The sequence below is a fragment of the Mycobacterium sp. genome (assembly GCF_032161845.1).
GTDB lineage: Bacteria > Actinomycetota > Actinomycetes > Mycobacteriales > Mycobacteriaceae > Mycobacterium.
On the sequence record NZ_JAVRQA010000405.1, the window covers coordinates 1 to 17,949 of the forward strand.

The 17,949-nt window shown below is 66.6% G+C and carries 17 protein-coding genes and 2 pseudogenes; 10 read left to right on the forward strand and 9 right to left on the reverse strand.

Translation table 11 applies throughout. The annotated features are described in order from the left end of the window. From QOD90_RS21865 to QOD90_RS21880, 4 genes and pseudogenes are all read right to left on the reverse strand, one after another. A pseudogene (locus QOD90_RS21865) lies at positions 1-752 on the reverse strand (regulator); the annotation flags it as partial. 11 nt (positions 753-763) lie between these two features. Then, entirely contained in the window at positions 764-1,465 is a 702-nt protein-coding gene (locus tag QOD90_RS21870) for a cysteine hydrolase family protein (RefSeq protein WP_526352982.1), read from the reverse strand. Next, complete coding sequence (locus tag QOD90_RS21875; RefSeq protein ID WP_526352984.1) at positions 1,462-2,874, reverse strand: allophanate hydrolase; 1,413 nt, start codon at positions 2,872-2,874, stop codon at positions 1,462-1,464. The genes QOD90_RS21870 and QOD90_RS21875 overlap by 4 nt, the downstream gene beginning before the upstream one ends. Before the next feature lie 57 nt (positions 2,875-2,931). Then, the gene (locus QOD90_RS21880) at positions 2,932-3,615 is read right to left on the reverse strand and encodes a GntR family transcriptional regulator (RefSeq protein WP_526352986.1); all 684 of its coding nucleotides are present in this window, start codon (positions 3,613-3,615) and stop codon (positions 2,932-2,934) included. A 66-nt stretch (positions 3,616-3,681) separates the two neighbouring features. On the opposite strand from QOD90_RS21880, the gene QOD90_RS21885 reads away from it, so the two are divergent. Continuing rightward, positions 3,682-4,329: a DUF5701 family protein gene (locus tag QOD90_RS21885; RefSeq protein WP_526352988.1), complete on the forward strand. Its 648-nt coding sequence runs from the start codon at positions 3,682-3,684 to the stop codon at positions 4,327-4,329. On the opposite strand, the gene QOD90_RS21890 is transcribed toward QOD90_RS21885, so the two are convergent. Further along, positions 4,298-5,803 carry an FAD-dependent oxidoreductase gene (locus tag QOD90_RS21890; RefSeq protein WP_526352990.1) on the reverse strand — a complete coding sequence of 502 codons (1,506 nt, stop codon included), beginning with the start codon at positions 5,801-5,803 and terminating at the stop codon, positions 4,298-4,300. The genes QOD90_RS21885 and QOD90_RS21890 overlap by 32 nt on opposite strands. Positions 5,804-5,904: 101 nt before the next feature. Between QOD90_RS21890 and QOD90_RS21895 the strand changes: the two genes are divergently transcribed. Beyond that, positions 5,905-6,471 carry a TetR/AcrR family transcriptional regulator gene (locus QOD90_RS21895; protein WP_526352992.1) on the forward strand — a complete coding sequence of 189 codons (567 nt, stop codon included), beginning with the start codon at positions 5,905-5,907 and terminating at the stop codon, positions 6,469-6,471. A gap of 42 nt (positions 6,472-6,513) precedes the next feature. Then, positions 6,514-7,137, forward strand: coding sequence for a PaaI family thioesterase (locus tag QOD90_RS21900; protein WP_526352994.1), 624 nt, complete (start codon positions 6,514-6,516; stop codon positions 7,135-7,137). Positions 7,138-7,156: 19 nt separating this feature from the next. On the opposite strand, the gene QOD90_RS21905 is transcribed toward QOD90_RS21900, so the two are convergent. After that, on the reverse strand, positions 7,157-9,142 hold the full coding sequence (locus tag QOD90_RS21905) for an FUSC family protein (protein WP_526352996.1): 1,986 nt from the start codon (positions 9,140-9,142) through the stop codon (positions 7,157-7,159). 86 nt (positions 9,143-9,228) lie between these two features. On the opposite strand from QOD90_RS21905, the gene QOD90_RS21910 reads away from it, so the two are divergent. The 3 genes from QOD90_RS21910 to QOD90_RS21920 are packed head-to-tail and all read left to right on the forward strand — an operon-like array spanning position 9,229 to position 11,157. Beyond that, positions 9,229-9,942, forward strand: coding sequence for an EthD domain-containing protein (locus tag QOD90_RS21910; RefSeq protein ID WP_526352998.1), 714 nt, complete (start codon positions 9,229-9,231; stop codon positions 9,940-9,942). Then, positions 9,939-10,379 carry a TIGR03618 family F420-dependent PPOX class oxidoreductase gene (locus tag QOD90_RS21915; RefSeq protein ID WP_526353000.1) on the forward strand — a complete coding sequence of 147 codons (441 nt, stop codon included), beginning with the start codon at positions 9,939-9,941 and terminating at the stop codon, positions 10,377-10,379. Before QOD90_RS21910 ends, QOD90_RS21915 begins: the two co-directional genes overlap by 4 nt. 16 nt (positions 10,380-10,395) lie before the next feature. Next, positions 10,396-11,157 carry an enoyl-CoA hydratase/isomerase family protein gene (locus QOD90_RS21920; protein ID WP_526353002.1) on the forward strand — a complete coding sequence of 254 codons (762 nt, stop codon included), beginning with the start codon at positions 10,396-10,398 and terminating at the stop codon, positions 11,155-11,157. On the opposite strand, the gene QOD90_RS21925 is transcribed toward QOD90_RS21920, so the two are convergent. Then, a complete protein-coding gene (locus QOD90_RS21925; RefSeq protein WP_526353004.1) occupies positions 11,154-11,348 on the reverse strand; it encodes a (2Fe-2S)-binding protein in 195 nt (64 codons plus the stop codon). The genes QOD90_RS21920 and QOD90_RS21925 overlap by 4 nt on opposite strands. A 489-nt stretch (positions 11,349-11,837) precedes the next feature. Here QOD90_RS21925 and bfr point away from each other — a divergent pair, with 489 nt between their 5' ends. The 4 genes from bfr (at position 11,838) to QOD90_RS21945 (ending at position 16,378) form a co-directional block, all read left to right on the forward strand. Continuing rightward, entirely contained in the window at positions 11,838-12,332 is a 495-nt protein-coding gene (gene bfr, locus QOD90_RS21930; protein ID WP_526353006.1) for a bacterioferritin, read from the forward strand. Between the two features lie 68 nt (positions 12,333-12,400). Further along, the gene (locus QOD90_RS21935) at positions 12,401-14,455 is read left to right on the forward strand and encodes an MDR family MFS transporter (protein WP_526353008.1); all 2,055 of its coding nucleotides are present in this window, start codon (positions 12,401-12,403) and stop codon (positions 14,453-14,455) included. Positions 14,456-14,509: 54 nt separating this feature from the next. Beyond that, positions 14,510-14,992, forward strand: a complete 483-nt coding sequence (locus QOD90_RS21940; protein ID WP_526353010.1) for a carboxymuconolactone decarboxylase family protein — start codon at positions 14,510-14,512, stop codon at positions 14,990-14,992. A gap of 36 nt (positions 14,993-15,028) precedes the next feature. Continuing rightward, positions 15,029-16,378: a type I glutamate--ammonia ligase gene (locus tag QOD90_RS21945; RefSeq protein ID WP_526353012.1), complete on the forward strand. Its 1,350-nt coding sequence runs from the start codon at positions 15,029-15,031 to the stop codon at positions 16,376-16,378. 35 nt (positions 16,379-16,413) lie between these two features. On the opposite strand, the gene QOD90_RS21950 is transcribed toward QOD90_RS21945, so the two are convergent. Both QOD90_RS21950 and QOD90_RS21955 read right to left on the reverse strand, forming a co-directional pair. Beyond that, positions 16,414-16,857, reverse strand: a complete 444-nt coding sequence (locus QOD90_RS21950; RefSeq protein ID WP_526353014.1) for a nuclear transport factor 2 family protein — start codon at positions 16,855-16,857, stop codon at positions 16,414-16,416. Continuing rightward, positions 16,847-17,949, reverse strand: a pseudogene (locus QOD90_RS21955) (hypothetical protein); the annotation flags it as partial. The pseudogene QOD90_RS21955 and the gene QOD90_RS21950, both read right to left, overlap by 11 nt.

A 17,949-nucleotide genomic window follows, 5' to 3' on the forward strand; every position in this document is an offset into this window, starting at 1 on the left:
AGCGAGATCGCCACCTCGCGCGCGGCCGAGACCACGTCCGGCGCCGACATGTAGCCGCCGATCCAGCCGATCGCACTGCCGACCAGCAGCGCGGCCAGCCCGACCGGGATGTTGCCCGGCAGCTTCAGATCGGTGAAGAAGCCGATCAGGATGATCACCATGACGGGCAGCGCGATCCACAGCGCCTCCCACATCTGCGCGGCGGGCCGCATCGAGATGAACGTGAGCGAGATGCCGGCCAGCGTGCCGAGCATCGCAGCGCGCGGCGTCAGCTTGCGGATGTAGGGCCCGACGAACGCGCCGATCATCACGATGATGCCGATCATGAACGCCCACGCCAACCCCGATTGCCAGGCCTGCATCGCGTCCTTGGTGTTCAGGTATACCGGCAGCATCACCACGAAGACGACGATGAACATGTGCGGCACGCTCGGCCCGTAGGGCAATGCCGTGACGTCCGTGCGGCTTTCGCGACGGGCCAGGCGCCTGGCCAGGAACGTGTAGTACAGATTGCCGAGGATCAGCGCGACGCCGAGTGCCGGCAATACGGTGCCGAGCACGTCGCCCGCGGGCACCTTGACGACGCCGATCATCAGCCCGGTCAACGTCAGGACGTTGACGAGGATGTTGAAACCGAGCCCGAAGAACGCGTTGGTGTCGCCCCTCGTCCACCACGGGATGGCTAACGCGGGCTTGGCCGCGGGTATCTCAGCAGGCGGATCGGACGGGGTTTCGGTGACGTCGGTCGACATGGTCAGTCCTCTCAGACCTGGGAAAGGGGAGCGGCGGCGAGCGATTCGATGGCCGGTATGACGGCCGTGGTGTCGGCGACCCATCCGAAGATGCCGCCCTGCGCCTTGATCATCTCGAGGCCAACGCGTTGAAAGTCGGGGAAATACGAACCGACGCAATCGGATACGACGAGGCACTCATAACCCCGGTCGTTGGCCTCCCGTGTCGTGGTGTGCACGCACACCTCGGTGGTCACGCCGGTGATGAGCAGTTGGGTGATGCCCGCCTCGGTGAGGACGTGTGAGAGTTCGGTCGCGTAGAAGGCGCCCTTGCCTGGCTTGTCGATCACCACTTCGCCATCGACGGGGGCGAGTTCGTCGACGATGTCGTGGCCGTACTCGCCGCGGATCAGGATGCGGCCGTACTTGCCGGGGTCGCCGATGCGTTTCGAAGGGGCGCCCCGATTCAGTTTGGCCGGTGGGCAATCCGATAGATCCGCCTCGTGGCCTTCCCTGGTGTGGATCACCATCACTCCTGCCTCGCGGGCGGCCGAGATCAACGCGGCCAACGGTGGCACGACCTTGAGCAGTTGGCCCACGTCGTTGCCGAGGCTCTCACCGAAGCCGCCGGGCAGGATGAAGTCCCGCTGCATGTCGATCACGATCAGCGCCGTCTTGCCTGCGATGAGTTGAAAGGGAAACGGCTCGGCGGCGACTTCGGCGGACGGCGTCATATCTGCTCCTTCGTTGCGGGGGAGTGGGTCGACACCGCGGCTTCGGCGCCCGCCGAGCGCGGTTCGTCGAGGACCTGGGCGGCCAGGTGCAGAACGGTGTCATCGCTGAGCGCCGGACCGAGAAGCATTGCGCTGTAGGGTCGCCCGTCAGTCGTGGTGCCCAGCGGTACGGCGACGCCCAGCAGGTCCAGGAGGTTGCCGAAGTGCGTGTAGTGGCCGAGGACGGTGTTGCAGTCGATGGGCCTGGCCAACACCTCGTCGACGGTGAACGTGGTTCCAATGGTGGGCACGACGAGCACGTCGACCCCATCCCAGAGCCGCCCGACTTCGGCCTTGAGTTCCTGCAGCCGCTGCAGTGCCGCGAAGGCGTCGACAGCGCTGTACTTCTCCCCGCTGCGGAGGATGTCGCGGACGACGGGGTGGATCGACTCCGGCTGCGCAGCCAGGAAGTCGCCGAATTCGACGAGGCGTTCGGCCACCCACGGCCCCTGGTACAGAAGGGCGCCCGCGGCGAGGAATGGTTCGAGCGAGATGTCGACGATGGTGGCGTGCCGGGCGAGGTGGTCGCGGAATCCGAGATGCGCGGTGCGCATCGCGTCGTCGCCGAAGAACTCGAGCTCGCGGACCGGCGGCAGCCCGACGCGGATGACTCCGCCCGCGTAGTGCGGTCCACGGTCCCGGGACCAGGCGTCGGCGTCGTCGCGGCCGATCATCACGCCCATGACCCGGTCGACGTCGTCGACCGAACCCGCCATGATGCTGATGCAGTCCAACGACTTGCAGGCCGGCACCAGCCCGACCGTGCTGATCAGTCCACGCGACGGCTTGTAGCCGATGACGCCGTTGAGCGCCGCGGGCACCCGGCCGGAGCCCGCCGTGTCGGTGGCGACCGCGAACGGCACCTGCCCCAACGCGACCGCCAAGGCCGAACCCGAGCTCGAGCCGCCCGAGATCATCTCGCCGCCGTACACGCTGCGCGGCACGGTGTACGGCGTCCGAGTGCCGTTCAGCCCGGTGGCGAACTGGTCCAGGTTGGTCTTGCCGACGTAGAGCGCGCCCGCGTCGAGCAGTTTCTGGACTGCGGGCGCGGTGGCCGATGCCACGTAGGAATAGTCGGGGCAGGACAGGGTCGTCGGGACGCCCTCGACGTCGATGCTGTCCTTGACGCCGAATGGCACGCCGTAGAGCGGCAGAGTCCGTGCGCCCGGCCGGTTCTCGATGTCGGCGGCTGCCGCGAGAAGCGCGTCGCGCGGCACCGTCGAGAGCCATGTCCCGTCGTCGCCGCGGGCCGCGATGGCATCCGCCACCCTGGTCGCCGTCTTGGTGGGCGACCCCGTACCGCCTGCATGTGAAGCAAGTACCTCGGCGACCGACGGGCCGATCGACGGTCCGTGCGCATCATGAGCCATAACTGTCGATTGTCGACAGAATGATGGCGGTCGCGGTACGGCTGTGTGTCGATTGTGTTAGCGATGAGACTCGAGGCCGAGATAGTGCAAGTGCCCGTGCCCCTCGAGGGCTGCGACCACGGCCGTCGGGTCGTTGGTCTCCAACGCCACCAGGATCTCGCGGTGGCGTTTGACCCCGTCCGCGGCCCGGTGATGGCGCGCCTCCTCGCGGAGGTTGGTCGCCATCGGCAATTGCAGTTTGAGCAGGATCGGTTCGAGCGTGATGTTCAGCTGCCGATTGTCGGCGAGCTCGACGACGGCGGCGTGGAACCGTCGGTGTGCATCGTCCCGCGCCAATTCGTCGGTGGCCCTGCGCATGACGTCAAGGGCCTCACGCACCGGTTGCAGTGCCATGACGGGATCGGCAAGCGGCAGGGCGGTCTCGACGGCATGTCGCTCCAGCACGTGGCGCAGAGCGAAGAGCTGAAGGACGTCGGTCGGCGACCATTCCGTCACGCGGGAACCTCGCCTCGGCAGGTGCTCGACGAGCCCCTGCTGCGCGAGCAGCCTCAGCGCCTCACGCAACGGTGCCCGGCTGATACCGAAATCGGCACACAGTTGCTCTTCGATGATCTTCTCGCCGGGCTTCAGCGCACCGCTCAGAATCGCATCACGCAGTCGGTGCGCGGCGAGTTCGACGAGGGTGGCCGGCAACGCGTACCCGTCCGACCCCACGTCCACCGCCTCCTTCCTCCGTGCCATCGCTCTTCCGAATTTGTCGACAATCCTAGGAACCTTTCCCATCATGCGCTGCGTTGAGGGCACGTGATGAGCCTGCCGCCCCTCTCCGAGCAAGCCCGACGCCTGATCGACCTGGGCGTGCCGGGGGCCACCGAGGAAGCCGTGAGCCTCATCGACGGCTGGCCGGACAGCGCGGACTCCGACGACGCACTGCTGGTCGTCCACCCCTCCGTCGCACCGGCGTCGGCACTCGCGCCGCTATTGCGGATCGACGGGCGGACGGGATTCGTGGTCACCGACATGGCAGATGTCGATCTATTCGAACCGGTTGTGCCGCTCCCGGATTCATCCCTGTACGTAGTGGCTGGCATCGACCGCGGCGACGAGATGGCGAACTGGAGTCCCGACGAGGCACTCCCGGCGATCGTGGCATCCGGCCGCACTCCGTTGACGTTGAACGAAGGCCTTCACTGGCTGCTTCAACTACCCGCGACCCTCGAACGCAACAGGTGCTTCATGACGATCGCCTCGCGACTGCAGAAGCCGAACGGCCGACTCGACGCCCGCACCCCGGCGATCTGGTTCAGCAATGGCACCGGGCGGGACGGGCCGGAGCGTCGCAATGCTCCGAAGGTGGGGTGGTGCTGGGCCGGCAATCGTCATACCTGGCTCGGCTTCGCCTCAGCCGCGGCGCGCCGGGGAATCACCCCTGCGGCGTCGTCAGCCAGCGACTGAGCCACCCGCGGAGGCGGTGCGCATCCCCGGCACGCCCCGCCGCCGCCAGATAGCAGTCGGGACGCACCAGCAGCCATCCCGGGCCGGAGACCAATTCGTTCGGCAGTGACACGTCCCGGACCACGACGACGTCGCCCCAGGGACGGATCGCCTCGGCAATGCCATCGGCACCGCCGGCGACGAGCAGCGTCAGCGTCGCGGTATCTACCAGGTCGTAGAGCCTGCCCTCGGCCAGTTCCAGGTCCGGAACACGGTCACCCGCCCGAATACCGCCAATTCTTCCGCCTCCCTTGGCCATTCGCGTACCGCAGTACGAGCCGGCGATCTGCCCGAGCCGCGGCACCGCCTTGTCCTGCACTCTGGCACGGGCCAGCACGAGCGGCGCCAGGCGGGTGAGTGCCGCATGGGCCACCGGATTCGTGGAGTTGAACGCCTTCGTCGCCCGCTCGGTCATCCCGACCAATTGGCGAATCACCGGCAGTCGGTCGGACTCGTAGGTGTCGAGCAGTTCGGGCTTTGCGTTGCCGCGCAGCACCATTGCGAGCTTCCACGCCAGGTTCACCATGTCTTGTATCCCGGCATTCATGCCTTGGCCACCGGCGGGGCTGTGGACGTGGGCGGAATCGCCGCCGAAGAACACCCGACCTCGGCGCAAGGTCTCCATGTGGCGGCTGTTGATCCTGAATCGCGAACTCCAATTCAAATCGTAGAGCTGGCCAGGGAGGTGGACGGTGCGGTCGTACAGGGCCTTGATGTCGGTCAATGAAGGCTCCGGGGCGTCGCCGGTGACGCCGTCCGGGTCGGTGGCCATGAATCTGAACCGACCATCGCCCATCGGAAAGACGGCGAGAAAACCATTGGGCGCCAAGAAGATCGACAGCTGATCCTCGGCGATACCGCCCGCGAGATGAACGTCACCCAGCACGTAGCTCTGCGGCAATGACCGACCGGTGAATGGTAGACCCAGGAACTTGCGGACGGGGCTGTGGGATCCGTCGGCCGCGATGACGTAGGACGCTTCGACCGTCTCTGCGGTGCCGTCGGACGCGGTGATGACCACCTCGACCGACTCGGGACGCTCAGCGAGAGAGGTGAATTCGACGCCGCGTTCGATCTTGACGCCCTGGCGGCCGAGTTGTTCGGCGAGCAGGCGTTCGGTCTCGGATTGCGCGAGCATCAGGACGAAGTTGAACTGGCTGTGCATGCGGCTGAAGTCGATGCCCGCGATCTGCCGGCCGTCGGCGTGCAACGCCGTTCGGGTGGCCCGATTGCCGAGCCGCAGCATCTCGTCTCCGACCCCGCGGGGTCTTAGCAACTCGAGGGTGCGGGCCTGCACACCGAGTGCGCGCGACGTCATCGACGGCTCCTGCGCCTTGTCGATGATCCGTACGTCGATGCCCATGCGCGACAGTTCGAGCGCTGCCGTCAGGCCCGTCGGGCCCCCGCCGATGACGAGTACGGGCAGGTCGTTCATGGCGACTCTCCGATGTTCGCAAGATGAAGTCAACACCTGGTGACTTGCACGTTAGGCCGCGGCCCTAGCCATGTCAACACTCGGTGACATACTCTCGCCCGATGGTTTCGACTCGGCCCCGCAACGCGCAAGAGACCCGCGCCGGCATTCTCGCCGCGGCACGATCGCGCTTTGGCGCCGAGGGTTATGAACGCACCACCCTTCGAGCGGTCGCCGCCGACGTGGGGGTCGACCCCGCATTGGTCATCCGCTACTTCGGGAGCAAGCAGGACCTGTTCGCCGCCGCGGCCGAGTTCACCCTCGACCTGCCCGAACTCGCAGGAATCGACCCCGACCGCGTGGCAGAGGTGTTGTTGCCGAAGTTCTTCGCCGTATGGGAGGACGACACCACCTTCATCGCACTCCTGCGTGCGGCGATGACGAGTACCACCGCCGCCGAGACCATGCGGAAGGTGTTCGCCACCCAGGTGGCCCCGGTCCTCGCCGCCATCACCCCCGATCACCCGGCCGAACGGGCCGGCCTGATGGGCTCCTTCATCATCGGACTCGCCACCACCCGTTATGTCCTGAGCAACCCGGCCGTGGCCAACTTGAGCCACCAGGAACTGGTCCTGTGGGCTGGCCCGGTGATCCGCCACTTGCTGGTCGGACCCGCGCCGACGGGATAGCAGCGACTCGACACGGACGCTAGAACGTGTTCTAGTTCAAAAATGCTCGACTTTCCCGTGGAGAACCTCAGCGCCGAGGACGTCGAGCGGCTGCGCGGCATTTACGAACCATTGACGGCGTCGGTCCGGGAACTGATCGACGCCACCATCCGCACCGAAATGGACGCCGACGCCGTGGCGGCGGCGAAGGCCGAGATCGACGCCGCGACTGCCCGACTCCGCGGGAGGCAACTAGAGGGATCGTTCGGCGTGCGGTTCGGCAGCGACGGTGACCAGATGCCCTGGGGCAACGCCGTGATCGGGCTGCGCAATCCCGTCGCCCCTCCGCTCGTGTTCGAACCGACGGCCGACGGCGGGGTGCGTGCCGACTTCCACCTCGGCGCCGCCTACGAGGGGCCGCCTGGACACGTGCACGGCGGGATCGCGGCCCTCATCCTCGATCACGCCCTCGGCGACGCGGCGAGTTCACCCGACAAGCCCCGACTAACCGGCACCATCACCCTGCGCTACCGCCGCCTTACGGCGTTGGGGGACCTGCACGTCGAGGCCGCAATCGTCCGAACCGAGGGCGTCAAGACCTTCGCCAAGGGCCACCTCGCCGATGCCGATGGCGTGACCGTCGAGGCCGAAGGCGTCTTCATTCAACCGCGGTGGGCCCGCGACTGAGCTTGCCGCGCCATCGGATTCAGTCGGTGATGCCAACCAAGCTGCGGGTGATGTCGCCGATCTCGGCCACCAACACGCGACTGGCGACGTCATCGGGCCCCAGCTTCCGAGCGGCCTCGCGAATGCGTTGCTCGGCGGCCGCCACCCGATCCCCGTCGATGCTCCATGGTGCGCCAGGGGTGGAGGGCCCGCCGCACAGCGCCTCGGCGTACTCGTCGATCGCCACGACGAACTCGCTGCTCAGCGTCGCGGGCGGGTGAGCGGGCAGGCTCGACTCGAGAGTCGCACACGAGGTGGTGACCGCGTTGAGCGCAGTGCGATACGACTTCAACCACCGGCGCAGGTCGCCCGAGTCCGACGTCGTCGCACCCGCCGCCGCCTCGAACGCCGCCCGCGCTCTGAAAGCCCGATCCCACGCCGCCGCCAGCGCCTCAGCGGGATGGTCCAGACCGTGTCCGAACGCCTTGATGACCGTTGCCGCGTAGTCGATCTCGGTCTTCAACAATTCACCAGCACGCTGGCGAAGACGGACCATCGAGTGATCGGGAAGCACGACGTGGACGAGGACCGCGAGAGCACCGCCGATCATGGTCGCGATCAGCCGATCAGCCATGGCGCCGGCCCCCGCAACGCTCGTCACGTCGATGAGGAAGACGATCGCCGCCGCGAGAGCCGCACTCATCGCCACGTATCCGAATCCCGATACCGCGTAAGCGATTCCGAGGATGACCACCGCGAGCACGGCAGCCCCCAGGCCCGCGGGATGCCAGATCATGGTCACCACCGACGCAGCGACGATGCCCACCGCGTTGCCTGCCACCCGGCCCACACACCTGGTGTAGGTATGTGCGGTCTCCGGCCGCAACACCATCAGCGCGGTCAACGGAATCCAATACCCGTGCGGGACGTCGGCGAAGCGTTCGACGGCAACGCCGGCCCCTACCGCGGCGGCAAGGCGGATCGCGTGCCGAAGGATGGGCGATCCCCACGTCAGGTGTGCTCCGATCGCCGCAACGGCAATGGGCATCGCAGACAGTCCGCCCCTGCGTCCGAGCCGCGTGGCGTGATCGGCGTCGAGGGGGAGCTCGCCGAAACGCAACGCGACGGCTTGCCGAAGCTGGTGGGAAAGACGCTGCGCCAGTGCCACGTTCGACACCGCCACCGTGTCGGCCGCGGCTTCCACCCGCAGCATGCGGTTCATCGCGTCCCGTTTGGCGGTCCGACTACGGTTCGCAACGACGTCCAACACCGTTGCGGCAGCGCGCAGGACCTCGGCCACCGCCTCCTTGTCGCCGGCCGATCTGCCTGCCAGCGCCGTCAAGGTCACCGATATCCGATGAGGCAGCCCGTACCAGGCGCGGTAGGCGACGGGACGCCGGTTGGCTTGACCGTCAGTCAGGGTGAACGAGTCGCGGAGCCAAACCAGCGGCGCCGGATCGATTCCCACCTCCGGATCGGCGGCGAGTTTCTGCGCATCGACACCGAGCGAGCGATACGCGTGCGTCAACGCATCGCGCTGGAGCCGCCACCGGCGACGGGGCCACAGCCCGATCAGTACCGCCTGTACCAGTCCGCCGCAGATGGCGAGCACGCTCGCCGTCACGACAGATGAGACGGTGGGCGCGACCGGCGGCGCGGTGACGAGCAGCGCGCCCGCCGCCGCAGCGATCAGTCCGGCGTTGGTGCTGACCGCCCACTGCAGCCCGGCGACGAAACACCAGGCCGTCGCCACGAGCACGAAGAGCACGCCGGAGGACGACGACGAGGTGCCAAGAAAGACCGCCGCACCCATCTGAAACGAGATCGCGCCCACCAGGGGGAGGGGTCCGCGCGGGGTGTCCTGCAACGCGGCGGCGCCCGCGATCGCCGCCGCACCCGCCGCGGCCGTCGCCGCACCCGCCGACCCCCAGTGCAGGCCGGCTGCCGCCGCGATGATCACCCCGAGAAGACTGCGGCTCACCGCGCCGAGGTCGGGCATGGTGAGCCGTTGCGGTAGCCCCTTCATCGCCTGCCCATCACAACTCGTCGAAACCTACCGAACCACCCAACCATTGTGGGTCAACGCCGCGACGTGGGCGGTACGTTCGTACGGTGGAGAAGGTCATCATCACGCTCAGGGCGGCAGCAGGCGACGACTCGTGGTGCACACGATTGCGCACCGTGGTCGCCGACGACCTGCTCGGGCTGGGGGCGCCCGGTCTCGCGATCAACGTCCGGGACGCCTCGGTCAGTAGCTCACTGATGACGCTGACGACGCTGAATCCACCCGTCGTCGGTTTCGCCACCATCTGGACCCAACAGTCCTATGGCCCGCACGTAGTCGACGCTCTGGACCGCCTGGCCGGCGAATGCGACCGCGTCGACGCGTATCTCGTCACCGAATCGGTACCCCTCCCTCCGCCGCCGACGCTCCCAGGGGAGCGCACACCCGGCTTCGCGAACGTCGCACTGCTTCGACGGCCTGCTGAGCTGACCGAGGAAACCTGGCTCTCCCGTTGGCATGTCGACCACACGCCGGTCGCGATCGCGACGCAGTCGACGTTCGGATACACCCAGAACGCAGTCGTGCGCCCGCTGACGTCGGGGGCACCGGTCATCGATGCGATCGTCGAGGAACTGTTTCCCATTGAGGCCACTCGGGACCTGCATGCGTTCTTCGGGGCTGCTGACGACGACGACCTGAACGATCGGATGAACCGGATGGTGGCGAGCACGTCGGCGTTCGGCGCCAATCGAGACGTCGACACGGTGCCCACCAGCCGCTACGTACTGCGCTCACCATTTGCCCTCGAGGTAGCGCCATGACCACCCTCGCCGACGCCGTTGGATTGGCGGCGTCGGAAAGCGGTTTAGCCGTGGTGTCGACCGTTCGCGGCGACGGCACCGTGCAGGCGTCGCTCGTCAACGCAGGTGCGTTCCCGCATCCCGCGACGGGCGAGGAGACCCTGGCGTTCGTCACCTACGGCAGGGTCAAGCTGGCGAACCTGCGGGCGCGACCCCAGACCGCGGTGACGTTCCGTGCCGGGTGGCAGTGGGCCACCGTCGAGGGCACCGCCGAACTCGCAGGCCCGGACGACCCGCGGCCCTGGCTCACCGGCGACGCGCTGCGCCTCCTGCTCCGCGACGTTTTCGTGGCTGCCGGCGGAAACCACGACGACTGGGCCGAATACGACCGGGTGATGGCCGAGCAGCGGCGAACGGTCGTCCTGATCGCACCCAGTCGCGTGTACTCCAACGGCTGACGAATACGCTGCAGCCGTGCTGGTTCAGATCGACGACGCCAACGGGGTGCGAACCCTTACCCTCAACCGTCCCGAGGCGCTCAACGCATTCAACGAGGCGCTGTACGACGCCACCACGATCGCGTTGCGCGACGCCGACGAGGACCCGACGGTCGCCGTCATCCTGTTGACCGGCACGGGGCGGGCGTTCAGCGCGGGCAACGACCTGGTCGAGATGCAGGCGCGCATCACCGATCCGGAGTTTCAGTCCGGCCGGTACGGGTTCCCCGGCATGATCGAAACGCTCACGGCGCTGCGGAAGCCCTTGATCCTGGCGGTGAACGGTCTTGGGGTCGGCATCGGCGCGACGATCCTCGGCTACGCCGATCTGGTCTTCATGTCCACGTCGGCACGGCTGAAGTGCCCGTTCACCAGCCTGGGCGTCGCACCCGAGGCCGCGTCGTCCTATCTGTTGCCGCAGCTCGTCGGTCGGCAGAACGCGGCGTGGATGCTGCTGTCCTCGGAGTGGGTCGATGCCGCGGAGGCCCATCGGATGGGATTCGTGTGGAAGGTGTGCGAGCCCGACGCGCTCCTGCCGGACGCGCATCGTCACGCGGAAGTCCTTGCGTCTCGGTCGATTCCGAGCCTGATTGCCGTGAAGCAGACCATGGTCGAGCCGACTCGCCACGAGATCACGGCCGCCGCAGCGCGGGAATACGCGCAGTTCGCCGAACTGCTCGGGGGAGCGGCCAACGCCGATGCGCTGGCGGCCTTCGCCGATCGGCGCGACTCGAGCTAGCCCGCTGCGTGGACGGGGCACGCCCTCGCGACGCTCCCCGCCTCGATGATCGCCCTCAGCGTGCGTCTGCAGCGCCCACAGTCGGTGCCTGCGCCGCACGCGTCGGCGATCTGCTTCGACGTCGACGCGCCTGAGGCGACGAGATCGGTGACGGCTTGGCTCGTCACCCCGTTGCACAGGCACACGAACATCAGCCGATCACCGCAACCCGCTTGGTGAACGCCGAAACGATGCCGAATGAATGGTCACGGCGAGTGCCGAGAGCGTCCATTGTCCGCGTTTTGCAGGAAAGATTGGTCAACCGCATTTCTTAACCGTTCTCCGCCCGATTATCGACGGCGGGCACGAATGCATGAAATTCGTCCTCGCTCATCAATTCCGCCTCGAAGGTAGGGGCGCGCACGGCCGTTCCGCGGACGCTGCCAGCAGGTTAGCCCAGTCTAACCTTAGTTAGGGGAGCCAGTCCATCATCGGTGCCCTTCTCCGTGGTTTGCCTACCCTCAGCTGGGCTTCCGCGGTCGCGAGCCGGGCCAAGAACACGCCGAAAGTTGGCGCGGATCCGTGGCTCGCACGCCACCGTTGCACTAGGTTGAGAGGGCGACCGCGCCTGAACGAGGCGTCGGCGAGCAACAGCCAGAACTGACACTTGACAGCCCTCACGGTGTTATAGGAGCGATGAAATGCGCCAAGGTGATCCCGACGTCCTCAAATTGCTGAATGAGCAATTAACCAGCGAATTGACTGCAATCAATCAATATTTCCTGCATTCGAAGATGCAAGAGAATTGGGGATTCACCGAACTCGCGGCCTACACCCGAAAAGAGGCCTTCGAGGAGATGAACCACGCGGAGGCCATCACCGACCGCATCCTCCTGCTCGACGGCCTCCCGAACTACCAGCGGCTGTTCTCACTCAAGGTTGGCCAGACCCTGCGTGAGCAGTTCGAGGCCGACCTGACGATCGAGTACGACGTGCTGGCACGTCTCAAGCCCGGTGTGATCATGTGCCGCGAAAAGCAGGACTCGACGAGTGCGATCCTGCTCGAGGGCATCCTCGCCGACGAAGAGGGTCACATCGACTACCTGGAGACGCAGCTCGAGTTGATGGACAAGCTCGGCGTGGAGCTCTACTCCGCCCAGTGCGTGGCTCGGCCGCCACACGTCGGCAACGCGTAACTCTTTAGCCTTGCTAAACGATAGGTTCATGGGCGGCTTCAGCCGCCCGAACACTTCGGGAGGCAGGAATGACGAGTCCCACAGGGACGAACACCGCGGATCCTGAATCGGCCAACGCGCTGATCAGCCCGCGACGACGCAACTTCATCTTCGTCGGCGTGCTGCTGGGCATGTTGCTCGCCGCGCTCGACCAGACGATCGTCGCGACGGCGCTGCCCACGGTCGTCGCCGATCTCGGCGGCGCGGGGCACCAGTCCTGGGTGGTGACGAGCTATCTGTTGGCATCGACGATCGTGACCGCGATCGTCGGCAAATTGGGCGACGTATTCGGACGCAAGACCGTCTTCCAGGCCGCCGTGCTGTTCTTCCTCGTCGGGTCCGTGCTCTGCGGGTTAGCCGGCTCGATGACCATGCTGGTGGCATCGCGCGCACTTCAGGGCATCGGCGGCGGCGCCATCATGGTGACGTCGATGGCCGTCATCGGCGAGGTGATCCCGCTGCGGGACCGCGGCCGATACCAGGGCGCCCTCGGCGCGGTGTTCGGCGTCACGACCGTGATCGGACCGCTCCTCGGCGGCTTCTTCACCGACAATCTGACGTGGCGGTGGGCGTTCTGGATCAACGTCCCCGTCGCGATCGTCGTCCTCATCGTGGGCGCTGCCGCGATTCCGTCTCTGGCGCGGGCGGCCAAACCCGTCATCGACTACGCCGGAATCCTCTTCGTCGGATTGGGTGCGTCCGGCCTCACCCTGGCGACCAGTTGGGGTGGTGGTGAATACCCATGGGCGTCACCGGTCATCGTCGGCCTCTTCGCGGCCTCGGGCGCAGCGCTCGCGGCATTCGTGTGGGTAGAACTCCGCGCAGCGGAACCGATCCTGCCGATCCGACTGTTCGCCAGCCCGGTCTTCACCGTCTGTTGCATTCTCGGCTTCATCGTCGGTTTCGCCATGCTCGGCGCCTTGACGTTCATGCCGACCTTCATGCAGTTCGTCGACGGTGTGTCGGCGACCGAATCAGGTTTGCGCACACTCCCGATGGTGGCCGGCCTGTTGATCACGTCCATAAGCAGCGGCGCGATCGTCGGGCGCACCGGCCGGTACAAGGTGTTCCCCGTCGCGGGCACGGCCATCATGGCCATCGGGTTCTTCCTGCTCTCCGGCATGGATCATTCGACGCCCACCTGGCAACAGTCGGTGTATCTGTTCGTGCTCGGCACCGGCATCGGGCTCTGCATGCAGGTCCTCGTCCTCGTCGTGCAGAACACCTCGAGTTATGCGGACCTTGGCGTTGCGACCTCGGGCGTCACCTTCTTCCGCACTATCGGAAGTTCCTTCGGCGCAGCCATTTTCGGCTCGCTGTTCGCGAACTTCCTCGCGAACAAGCTGGCGTCGGCGCTGGCCGCAAGCGGTGCGCCAGCTCAGGCTGCCGAGTCTCCAAAGGCCCTGCACCAGCTCTCGCCCGCCATGGCGGCACCGATCATCGACGCCTACGCCGACTCGCTCGGCACCGTATTCCTGTGCGCAGTGCCGGTGGCGGTCATCGGCTTCGTCGTCGCACTGTTCCTCAAGGAGGTGCCACTGCGCGAGATGGACGCCGTCTCGGCTACCGACCTCGGCGAGGGCTTCGGCATGCCGAGCACCGACTCCCCCGAGAAGATCCTCGAGGTCGCCGTCGGTCGAATGTTCAGAGACTCCCCGGAGATTCGACTCAGAAACCTGGTCAAGCGTCCCGGCTGCAGTCTCGACGTCCCGCAGCTCTGGGCGCTGCTCCAGATCTATCGACAGAACCAAGTGTTCGGGTCCGCGACGCTCTTCGACATCGCCGAGCGCCTGCGAGTGCCGTTCGAAGTCGTCGAACCCGTCTTCGATCGCATCATCGCCGACGGCTACGCACTAGGTACCGGCGGCCGACTCTGGCTCACCCAGGCCGGAGCCAGGCAGGTCGACGCAATGTCGATGACCATCGTGGGCCTGATCGTCGACAAGCTCGCCGAATCGCCCTTCTTCGAGGGCAGCCCAGACCGCGATCAGGTCGAGGCCGCGCTCGAGCGCATCGCTCTACGCATGCTCATGCAGAGGGACTGGACCGACGACGACATGAAGGAACTCACCGCCGCGCGCTGAACCAAGAAACTAGAACGTGTTCCAGAAATACGATCTTCGGCGTACGATTCGGCGATGAGCAGAATTGGAGACTTCGCCGACGACGACGCCGCCGCATGGATCACGAGATCTCCTGACATCGGCGTCGCCATGGCCGGCTACACCAACGCGGTCTACAACAAGAACCGCCTGCCGATGCGAACTCGCGAGCTGGCCCGCATGGTGATCGCACTTGACAACGAATGCGTGGTCTGCCAAAACACCCGCGACTCCGCGGGCATCGCGGCCGGGGTGGACGAGGACCTCTACGACCACGCGGCCGAGTGGAAGACCTGGCCCGGCTACAGCCCGCAGGAGCGCATCGCCGCCGAGTTCGCGGCCCGGTTCGCGGCCGGTCACACCGAACTGCGCGACGACGAGGACTTCTGGGAACGCTGCAACCAGCAATTCGACCCAGAACTACTGACCGACCTGGCCCTGTCCTGCGCGATGTGGCTGGGGATGGGCCGGATGCTGCGGACCCTCGACATCGGCCAGTCCTGCAAGATCACGCTGTAACCACCAGCGTCACGGGCCCCGTGCAGAATGGGACCCATGGCAGCCACACCGCTCGCTGCGGCCATCTCCACGCTCGAATCAGCCGAGGTCGTCACGCTCATCGGCACGGTGGTCAACTCCGCGGGACTCGTCCACGCGAAGACGGTGCCACTGAACCGAGTGAGCGCGTTCGCCGACCCTGGCCTCGGCGCCAGCCCGGTGTGGCACGTGTTCACGATCGACCAGGCGGGCATCGCCGTCGGTGGCGCCGTCGGCGTGGTCGGTGATCAGCGCATCCGCATCGATGTCGGCGCGATGCGCATCCTCGGCGATGGCGTGGCCTGGGCGCCGGGATCGTTCTTCGACCAGGACGGCTCACCCGATCCCTTCTGCAGCCGAGGAACCTTGGCACGCATCGAGGATCGCCTGAGCTCTGCAGGGCTCAGCGCGCTCGTCGGCCACGAGATGGAGTTCGTCCTCGTCGGGCCCGACGGCGCGCGCTTGCCCTCACACCTGTGGGCGCAGTACGGGCTGGCAGGCGTCCTCGAATTCGAGGGATTCGTCCGCGACGTCACCGAGGCAGCCACCACGTCCGGCGTGGCCATCGAACAGTTCCACCCCGAGTACGGCGCCAACCAGTTCGAGATCTCGTTGGCACCCAACTCGCCGGTCGCCGCCGCCGACCAATTGATGGCGATGCGGATCATCGCGGGACGGACCGCCAGAAGGCACGGGCTTCGGATCAGCCTGTCACCGGTACCCTTTGCTGGCAGCGTCGGTTCCGGTGCCCATCAACACTTCTCGTTGAGACACGACGGCGTCCCGCTGTTCGCAGGCGGCCACGCCGCGCACGGGATGCGACCGGCCGGTGAAGCCGCGATCGCGGGCATCCTGGCCGGGCTGCCCGCGGCCCAGGCGGTGCTGTGCGGGTCGATCCTGTCCGGGTTGCGGATGCAGCCGGGCAGCTGGGCGGGCGCCAACGTCTGCTGGGGTACCGAGAACCGTGAAGCCGCCGTCCGCTTCCTGGCCGGCGGACCTGGCACGCCGCACGGCGCGAACGTCGAGGTCAAGGTGGTCGACCCGGCGGCGAATCCCTATCTCGCGACAGCGGCAATCCTCGGCCTGGCGCTCGACGGCATCGAGCGCGAACTACCCCTGCCTCCCGAGATCTCGATCGACCCGTCGTTGCTTTCGGAGGCCGACCGCGCGGTGGCGGGCGTCGGGCTGCTGTCGGACAGCCAAGTGGTGACCATCGACGCCTTGGCCGAATCCTCGCTACTGCGAGGCATTCTCGGTGACGCCGCGGTGGATGCCACCGTGGCGGTCCGGCGCTACGAGCAAGAGAACTACGCCGATCTCACGCCCGAGGAACTCGCCGAGAAGTTCCGGATGGCTTGGAGTGTCTAGCCGAGTGTGTCTAGCCGAGTGCGTCTAGCGTCCGACTAGATCAGGCCGGTCGCGTCGAAGATCCACGACATGTCAGCGTTGGCGAAGTCCTCCAACCACGTGGGCGGTGCATGGTTGGCCAAGGCTGCCATGTCCCAATAGTCCTTCCACAGAGTGACCTTGTCGTTCTCCACCCGATGCACGGAAACGAACTTCAGCACCGCGGATTCACCTGTCTTCCAATGCCATTCCTCGTGATGCTCGTACATCGCCTCTCGGCCGTCCGTCAACAGCAGCCCGTCGAAGTTCTCGTATGACGCGAGCGGTTCGATTCCAATCTTGAGCCTCTTGACGATGTCCTCGGGACCACGCGCAGCTGCGGTCGGCCCCACCGGCACGTCGAGATAGATGCAGTCGTCAGACAGGAACGTCTTCACCGACTCCCAGTCCCGCGCCGACAGCGCCTTCCACAGACCGAGAACCGTATCCTCAACCGACACTTGTCAACTCATCCTTCTGCGTGGGGATTGCGGGAGACTTGTGCGCCGCGCGTAGGAAGCGCCCCGTCCTGCGGCGCCCGACCGACTCGGTGGCCTCACCGTCGAGGAACACCGCGCGGCCGCCGACGAGCACCGCGGTCACCGTCTCGCGGTTGCGGTTGACCATCCGTGAAAGCCCGCCGTACTGCGTGACGGGATCCTCTGCGTATGCATCGAGTCGGCCGTCGAGGCAGGCCGGGTCGATGATCGTGACGTCGGCGCGGTCACCGATCCGCAGATGGCCCGCGTCCAGGCGATACCAGTCGGCCAGCTCGCCCGTCAGTCGATGGATCGCCTGCTCGACGGTCATGAACGGCTTACCCGCGAGTTCCGCGTCGCGCACGTGGCGCAGCAGGCGAAGACCCATGTTGTAGAAGGCCATGTTTCGCAGGTGCGCGCCCGCATCGGAGAAGCCCATCTGGACACCGGGATCGCTGGCGAGTTTCTTGAGCACCTCGGGTCGGTGGTTGGAGATGGTCGTCCGCCAGCGCAACGCCGTGCCGTGTTCGAGGACCAGATCGAGGAATGCATCGACCGGATGCAGACCGCCGCGGTCGACGCCGACCTGTCCGAAGGACTTGCCGATCACACTCGCGTCCGGGCAGTCGACGATGTCGGCGTCGAAGAAGTCGCGGTGCCAGACTCGCAGGCCGTACTTGCTTTCGTACTCCTTGCGGAACCGGCGGCGGTACTGCTCGTCACGCATCATCTCGTTGCGCTCGACCTCGTCGCGCAGGTGCAGCGCCGCAGCGCCCGCGCCGAACTCCTCGAAGATCACCAGATCGATGCCGTCGGCGTACACCTCGAACGGCACCGGCAGGTGCTGCCAGCGGAAGTCGCCGCCAAGCGCGTTCAGTGCGCGCGCGATCGGTCCCATGATGTAGACCAGGGTCGGGTTCGCCTTGATGTCCGCGGCCGACAGCAGCGTGGTCTTCAGGCGCTTGCGGAAAAGGCCCAAGCTGCTGAGCGTCATCGCGGCGATGCTGCGCACCGAGGCGATATCGGGTCCCGCCTGCAGCACCCGCCGCCGCCGACGCAGAATCGCGTTGAGAC

What these genes read in the sequence shown, in the direction of transcription:
- QOD90_RS21870 (WP_526352982.1), bottom strand. Translation starts at nt 1,465, where the DNA reads ATGACGCCGTCCGCCGAAGTCGCCGCCGAGCCGTTTCCCTTTCAACTC.
- QOD90_RS21875 (WP_526352984.1), bottom strand. Translation starts at nt 2,874, where the DNA reads ATGGCTCATGATGCGCACGGACCGTCGATCGGCCCGTCGGTCGCCGAG.
- QOD90_RS21880 (WP_526352986.1), bottom strand. Translation starts at nt 3,615, where the DNA reads ATGGCACGGAGGAAGGAGGCGGTGGACGTGGGGTCGGACGGGTACGCG.
- QOD90_RS21885 (WP_526352988.1), top strand. Translation starts at nt 3,682, where the DNA reads ATGAGCCTGCCGCCCCTCTCCGAGCAAGCCCGACGCCTGATCGACCTG.
- QOD90_RS21890 (WP_526352990.1), bottom strand. Translation starts at nt 5,803, where the DNA reads ATGAACGACCTGCCCGTACTCGTCATCGGCGGGGGCCCGACGGGCCTG.
- QOD90_RS21895 (WP_526352992.1), top strand. Translation starts at nt 5,905, where the DNA reads ATGGTTTCGACTCGGCCCCGCAACGCGCAAGAGACCCGCGCCGGCATT.
- QOD90_RS21900 (WP_526352994.1), top strand. Translation starts at nt 6,514, where the DNA reads ATGCTCGACTTTCCCGTGGAGAACCTCAGCGCCGAGGACGTCGAGCGG.
- QOD90_RS21905 (WP_526352996.1), bottom strand. Translation starts at nt 9,142, where the DNA reads ATGAAGGGGCTACCGCAACGGCTCACCATGCCCGACCTCGGCGCGGTG.
- QOD90_RS21915 (WP_526353000.1), top strand. Translation starts at nt 9,939, where the DNA reads ATGACCACCCTCGCCGACGCCGTTGGATTGGCGGCGTCGGAAAGCGGT.
- QOD90_RS21925 (WP_526353004.1), bottom strand. Translation starts at nt 11,348, where the DNA reads ATGTTCGTGTGCCTGTGCAACGGGGTGACGAGCCAAGCCGTCACCGAT.
- bfr (WP_526353006.1), top strand. Translation starts at nt 11,838, where the DNA reads ATGCGCCAAGGTGATCCCGACGTCCTCAAATTGCTGAATGAGCAATTA.
- QOD90_RS21935 (WP_526353008.1), top strand. Translation starts at nt 12,401, where the DNA reads ATGACGAGTCCCACAGGGACGAACACCGCGGATCCTGAATCGGCCAAC.
- QOD90_RS21940 (WP_526353010.1), top strand. Translation starts at nt 14,510, where the DNA reads ATGAGCAGAATTGGAGACTTCGCCGACGACGACGCCGCCGCATGGATC.
- QOD90_RS21945 (WP_526353012.1), top strand. Translation starts at nt 15,029, where the DNA reads ATGGCAGCCACACCGCTCGCTGCGGCCATCTCCACGCTCGAATCAGCC.